This is a genomic window from Allobosea sp. AAP35 (assembly GCF_001295925.1).
GTDB lineage: Bacteria > Pseudomonadota > Alphaproteobacteria > Rhizobiales > Beijerinckiaceae > Allobosea.
This window is the reverse complement of record NZ_LJHQ01000009.1, coordinates 1-5,886: the sequence shown is the minus strand read 5'-3', so window position 1 is coordinate 5,886 and position 5,886 is coordinate 1. Positions and strand designations below refer to the sequence as shown.

The window sequence follows — 5,886 nt, the reverse complement described above, 5'->3', positions numbered from 1 at the left end:
AGGCGGCGCGCGGCTCCATGCCGCGCGCGACCTTGGGGTCGAGCGTCGTCAGTGAAATCGCGACCTTGGCCAGCCCCTTGGCCGCCATCGGGGCGAGAATGTCGATGTCGCGCTGCACCAGCGCCGATTTGGTGACGATGCCGACAGGATGGCTGAAGCGCTCCAGCACCTCGAGGATGCCGCGCATGATCCGCAGCTTCTTCTCGATCGGCTGATAGGCGTCGGTGTTGGTGCCGATCGCAATGGTGCGAGGCTGGTAGGAGGATGCCGACAGCTCCTTCTCCAGCAACAGCGCCGCGTCGGGCTTGGCCGTCAGCTTGCTCTCGAAATCGAGCCCCGGCGACAGGCCGAGATAGGCGTGGCTCGGCCGCGCGAAGCAGTAGACGCAGCCATGCTCGCAGCCGCGATAGGGGTTGATCGAACGGTCGAAGGAAATATCCGGGGAATCATTCTTCGTAATGATTGTACGGGCCTTCTCGACCGCGATCTCGGTCTTGAAGGGCGCGAGTTCGCCCAGCGACCCCCAGCCGTCATCCTCGCTGATGCGCTGTTCGGTCTCGAAGCGGCCGCCGGGATTGATCGTCGCCCCGCGCCCGCGCCGCCGCTCGGGGTCGATGCGGTGGCCGGCATAGGCCACGGGATCGACCGCCGACACCCGGGCGCTCAGCGGCAATGGCGCCGAAACCGACATGGGAACACTCTCCTGCCGCTTCAGCATCTGGGGCAAAATCGGGGGTGAAGCGGGTCTGCTCTGACGCATGGCGCTGAAACCGTCCCTGGAAATCGCCGAGAATCGGCGCTTTTCATGGGTGTCTATGTGAACATAACAGGAACGAAAAGCAAGCGACTGGATTGCGACATGCTGCATTGCGCCATAAGGAAGAGCCATGCTTACAGCGGTCATCCGCGTCGGCGGCTCGGTCGAGGCGCTTGCCGCAACCTTTTCCGTCCTCATCCCGGCCGTTGCGGACGGATTTTTGGGCCATGCCGTCGTCGTCGATGGGATCGGCAAGCCCGATGTCGAGCGCCTGGCGGATGCGACCGGCGCGAGCTATCTGCGTGCCGGCGGTGCGGAAGGCTGGCACTGCGGGGCTGCGGAGGCGCGCGGCGACTGGCTCTTCCTGCTCGAGGCAGGCGATGTGCCGCAGGCGCATTGGGCTCAGGCCGTCGAGCGCCATCTGATTCTGGCGCCCGACACACCGGCGCTGATCCCGCTGCGCGGCGTTGCCGGCTCATTGCGGGAACGCGCGGCCATGTCGTTCGGCCCGCGCCGGCTGCGGCCGGGTTTGATCGTTCCCAAGGGACATGCGCTGGTCGGCCGCCTGGGCTCGATGCCAAGGCGGCTTTCGGTCAAGCGCGAGCGCGCCGAAATCTGAAAAAGTGCCAGGGCGATGTGCCGCCCGAACGGATCTGACCACGGCTGCAGGCGAGACAGTGTGGAAACGGGGCGCCATGCCCGGCGCCCCGCCTCCCTGGGTGAGAGCCTGTCGGCTTTCAGGCTCAGACGAAGTGGAAATCGTTCTGCGCGAGGCTGGCGAGCGCGATGCTCTTCAGCGTCAGGGTCGTGTCGGCATCGATCGTGAACACCGTGTCGCTGCCGACCTGTGTGGCGGCAGCCATCGCGTCGTCGAAATCGGCAAAGATGTCGGTGGCGAATTCCAGCACGTCGGCGCTCGTGCCGGTGGTGCGGAAATCGGTGACCGTGTCCTTGCCGAAGCCCGCGGCGAAGACGAAGACGTCCAGCCCGGAACCGCCGGTGAGAACGTCATTGCCAGCGCCGCCTTCGATGCGGTCGTTGCCCGAGCCGCCGTCGAGGCTGTCATTGCCGGCGCCACCACGCACGATGTCGTCGCCGGAACCGGCATCGACCACATCGTCGCCTTCGCCGGCTTCGACCAGATCGACGCCGGAGCCGGCCTTGATCACGTCGTTGCCGATGCCGCCGAAGACCTCATCATCGCCCGAACCACCGTCGAGCGTGTCATTGCCGGCACCGCCCCACAGGCTGTCGTCGCCGGCGCCGCCCTTGAGCGTGTCGTTGCCGGCGCCGCCATCGAGCGCCTCGTTGCCGTTGCCGCCCGTGATGGTCTCGTCGCCGGCGCCGAAGACCAGCTTCTCGATGTTGGAGAAGCTGTCGGTGCCGATGCCGGCGGCGCTGGCCGTGCCCGCCGTGAAGTTGACGCTGATCGCGCCGGTCGCGGCCGAAAGGTCGAGCGTGTCGAAGCCGGCGCCGCCGTCGATGACGTCATTGCCGGCGCCACCGATGATGACATCGTCGCCGGCGCCGCCGTTGATCGTGTCGTTTCCGGCGCTGCCGTCGAGGATGTTGGCGCCGTCATCGCCGATCAGCGTGTCGTCGCCGAGGCCGCCGATGACGTTCTCGATGCCGATGAGCGTGTCGGAGCCGGCCTCGTCGCCATCGGCGGTGCCGTCGGCGAGGTTGACCGTGACACCGGCGGTGTCACTGAGCCCGACCAGGTAGGAGACGGTGTCGATGCCTTCGCCGCCGTCGATTTCGTCGTCGCCGACGCCGCCGACCAGGACATCGTTGCCTTCGCCGCCCATCAGCGCGTCGTCGCCGGCGCCGCCATAGAGCGTGTCGTTACCGGAGCCGCCGTCGATGACGTCGTCGCCGCCGTCGCCATAGACCTCGTCGTCGCCTTCGCCGGCGTCGATCGTGTCGTCGCCCGCCATCGCATAGATCAGGTCGGCGCCGGCGGTGCCGGTCATCTCGTCGTCACCTTCCGTGCCGTAGCCGACCTTGACGCCGTTCAGGTTGGCGAGAGCGGTGCGGGCCGTGTTGGTCTCGTCGACGAAGACGCCGTCGACGCCCATGTCGATCAGCCGTTTGATCTGGGCCTCGGTTCCGATGACGGTCCAGCCGACGACTTTCAGCCCCAGCGCATGGGCGGCTTCGACACCGGCTGCCGTGATGACGCTCTGATGGGGGGCGATGATGTCGGCGTAGGTCGCGACCTGGGCCAGGTTCGCCATGCTGTAGCCCAGGAAGGCGAGCGGCAGGTCGACGCCGTATTGCGGCATGATCGTGTTGTGCAGCATCTGTAGGTTTGCAGAGGCGAAGCTCTGGATCACAACCCGGGTCGGGTCGAGGAAGTCATGCGCGATCAGCTCCTTGATGACGGCTTCGCTGGTCGCGTAATTGGTGTTCTTGGTCTCGGGAATGATGCTGAGCTGGCGACCGGTCTCGATCGACATCGCCTTCACCAGCTCGATGACCTCGCCGAAGGTCTGCAGCGCGGGCTCGATGGCCTTGGCTTCGGCATAGGTGAGGTTGGAATAGTTGTGGTTGTCATGGCTGACGACGAGCACGCCGTCCTTGGTGAGCCAAAGATCCGGCTCGATGGAATCGGCGCCCCAGTTGGCGGCCCAGAGATGAGCTTCACGGGTGTGATCGGGGTACGGATTGGTGCCGCGATGGCCATAGATCGTGATGTCAGACATGAGATGGTCCTTTAGGCATAGGGCTACGACGCGGCGTCGCAACAATGGGCAACGGAGCTGATGGGATCGGCCGATCCGGCCCCAGACACGGCTCGGCGACGCGCTTGGCTAGGCGCCGCAGGTGACGGATTGTTAACGATTTATTGAAGCAATCGAATATGCTTTTTCGAGCCGGCTCATGGCCGCTCGGGCCGCCGCGGCGGCCGGGGGCATAGCCTCTGTTTCAGCCGCCCAGAGCGGGAAACTGCCGACGGTTCAAGTCCTGCCGAACACCAAAAACTAGCGAGATTCGGCGTGAGACACACAGGGTCGTCAGCCGCCGCTGATCGCGATCACGCCAAAGCAATCCGATGATGTCGAACGGGAGCCAGCAGCGGACCAGCGGCCATGCGCCAGGCGCAGGCGTTCAGCGGGGTAGCACGGCCGGCTGCTTGCCATCGGTGGCGCCTGCAGGCCATGCCGTCTTGATCGCGAGTGGGAAGCCGCCTGACCTTCCGATCAGACCTGCGCCGGTTTGAAGGTATCGCAGCTCTGCATCGAGCCGGTCTTGAGGCCGGTGGTGAACCAGCGCTGGCGCTGGGCGGCCGAGCCATGGGTGAAGGAATCCGGCACGACCTGACCGCGCGAGGCCTTCTGCAGCATGTCGTCGCCGATGGCTGCGGCCGTGCGCAGCGCCTCCTCGATATCGCCCTGGTCGATGCGGCCCATCGCCTGGATGTTGTGCGCCCAGACGCCGGCGAAGCAGTCGGCCTGTAATTCGACACGAACCGAGATCGCATTGGCCTCCCGCTCGGAGGAGCGCTGCTTCAGCTGATTGGCCTTGGGCAGGATGCCGAGCAAGTTCTGGATATGGTGGCCGACCTCGTGGCCGATGACATAGGCATAGGCGAAATCGCCGCCGCCGCCGAGCTTGCGCTGCATCTCCTGGAAGAAGGAGAGGTCGAGATAGACGCGCTTGTCGGGCGGGCAGTAGAACGGCCCCATCGCCGACTGCGCCGTGCCGCAGGCCGAGCTCGAGACTCGGTCGAAGATCACCAGACGCGGCGGCTCGTAGCGGCGGTTGGCTTGCTGCGGCAGAAGCTTGGTCCAGACGTCCTCGTTCTGCGCCAGCACGGCCGAGACAAAGCGCCCCATCTCGTCCTGCGGAGGCCCAGACGAGCGCCGCGTCTCCTGCGTCGGCGCCTGGCGCCCGCCGATGCCGCCGATCAGTTCCGCCCCGCCGATCAGCAGGCGCGGATCGATGCCCAGCGCCCAGCCCACCAGCCCGAGCACGACCATGGTGCCGATGCCCAGCCCGCCGCGCCCACCGGGCAGACCGGCGAAATCGCCGCCGCCGCCGCGCCGATCCTCGACATTGTCGGACTGGCGGTAATCTTCCCACTGCATGGCATCGTCCCCGTAACCCTGCCGGCAATCTCTAAGCAGAGCGGGCCGGAACTCAAGCCGTCAGTCAACCCGCGCCGTCGGCGCCGGTTCCGGCGCGCCCAGAGCATCGAGCGCAGCCTTCAGCGTCCGCATGTCGCGCCAGGCCAGCCGCTTCTGCAAAGGCTGCCGCAGCAGATAGGCCGGGTGCAGCGTCGCCAGCGCCCGGATGCGCCGCGTGCCGGTGTCGTATTCGGACCATTTGCCGCGCGACGCGAGGATGCCGGTGAGCCCCAGCAGGCCCTGTGCCGCCGGGCCGCCGACGCAGACCAGAATGTCGGGGTTGGCGAGCGCGATCTGGCGCTGGATGAAGGGCAGGCAGATCGCGACCTCCTGTGGCGTCGGCGTGCGGTTGCCCGGCGGCCGCCAGGGCAGCAGATTGGCGATGTAGACATCGGTTTTGCGGTCGAGCCCGATCGCGCCCAGCATCCGGTCGAGCAACTGCCCCGAGCGCCCGACGAAGGGCAGGCCGACGCGGTCTTCGTCACCACCGGGCGCCTCGCCGACGATCATCACGCGGGCCTGCGGGTTGCCATCCGCGAAAACGAGGTTCTTTGCGGTCGCCTTCAGCGCGCAGCCCTCGAATCGCGCCAGCGCCTCTTTCAGCGCCTCCAGCGTCGCAGCCTCCCGGGCCAGCACCCGCGCGCTAAGGGCTGCATCCTCGGGCGCCGTCGCGGCGGCGGCGTTGGGGCGAGCCTCGGCTGCGGGTCCCTGGCCGGCGCGCGGCGGCAGCGTCGGGCGCGGACGCGAAGGTTCGCTCGCGGGCTCCGGGGCCGCGAAATGGTCATGCGTCGTCTCGTCCAGGGCCTCGGTGATGCCCATGTCGGCATACCAGGCGACGAGTTCGGCGGGGGAGGGCACAAGGGTGAGGGACATCGTCGGCGTGTCTATCACGGGAGCCGGTGACTTCGCGAGCCGCTGTCGAAGCCATCGCTCACGCCATTTCGTGCAGTCGGCGCCGATTCCCTCCCCCCGCTTGCGGTGGGGAGGGTTAGGGTGGGG

Annotated in this window: 5 protein-coding genes; 1 reads left to right on the top strand and 4 read right to left on the bottom strand. The window is 67.1% G+C overall.

Annotated features, from left to right (window positions below; genetic code table 11):
- Positions 1-691, bottom strand: a 691-nt coding sequence (locus IP69_RS04645; RefSeq protein WP_349236285.1) for a radical SAM protein, incomplete at its 3' end; no start/stop codon positions are given.
- 196 nt (positions 692-887) lie between these two features.
- On the opposite strand from IP69_RS04645, the gene IP69_RS04640 reads away from it, so the two are divergent.
- The gene (locus IP69_RS04640) at positions 888-1,376 is read left to right on the top strand and encodes a hypothetical protein (protein WP_054141660.1); all 489 of its coding nucleotides are present in this window, start codon (positions 888-890) and stop codon (positions 1,374-1,376) included.
- A 124-nt stretch (positions 1,377-1,500) separates the two neighbouring features.
- On the opposite strand, the gene IP69_RS22470 is transcribed toward IP69_RS04640, so the two are convergent.
- The 3 genes from IP69_RS22470 to IP69_RS04625 form a co-directional block, all read right to left on the bottom strand.
- On the bottom strand, positions 1,501-3,462 hold the full coding sequence (locus IP69_RS22470; RefSeq protein ID WP_054141659.1) for a glycerophosphodiester phosphodiesterase family protein: 1,962 nt from the start codon (positions 3,460-3,462) through the stop codon (positions 1,501-1,503).
- A gap of 498 nt (positions 3,463-3,960) precedes the next feature.
- The gene (locus tag IP69_RS04630; RefSeq protein WP_054141658.1) at positions 3,961-4,848 is read right to left on the bottom strand and encodes a neutral zinc metallopeptidase; all 888 of its coding nucleotides are present in this window, start codon (positions 4,846-4,848) and stop codon (positions 3,961-3,963) included.
- Positions 4,849-4,908: 60 nt separating this feature from the next.
- Positions 4,909-5,760: a uracil-DNA glycosylase gene (locus IP69_RS04625; protein WP_054141661.1), complete on the bottom strand. Its 852-nt coding sequence runs from the start codon at positions 5,758-5,760 to the stop codon at positions 4,909-4,911.
- Positions 5,761-5,886 lie beyond the last annotated feature (126 nt).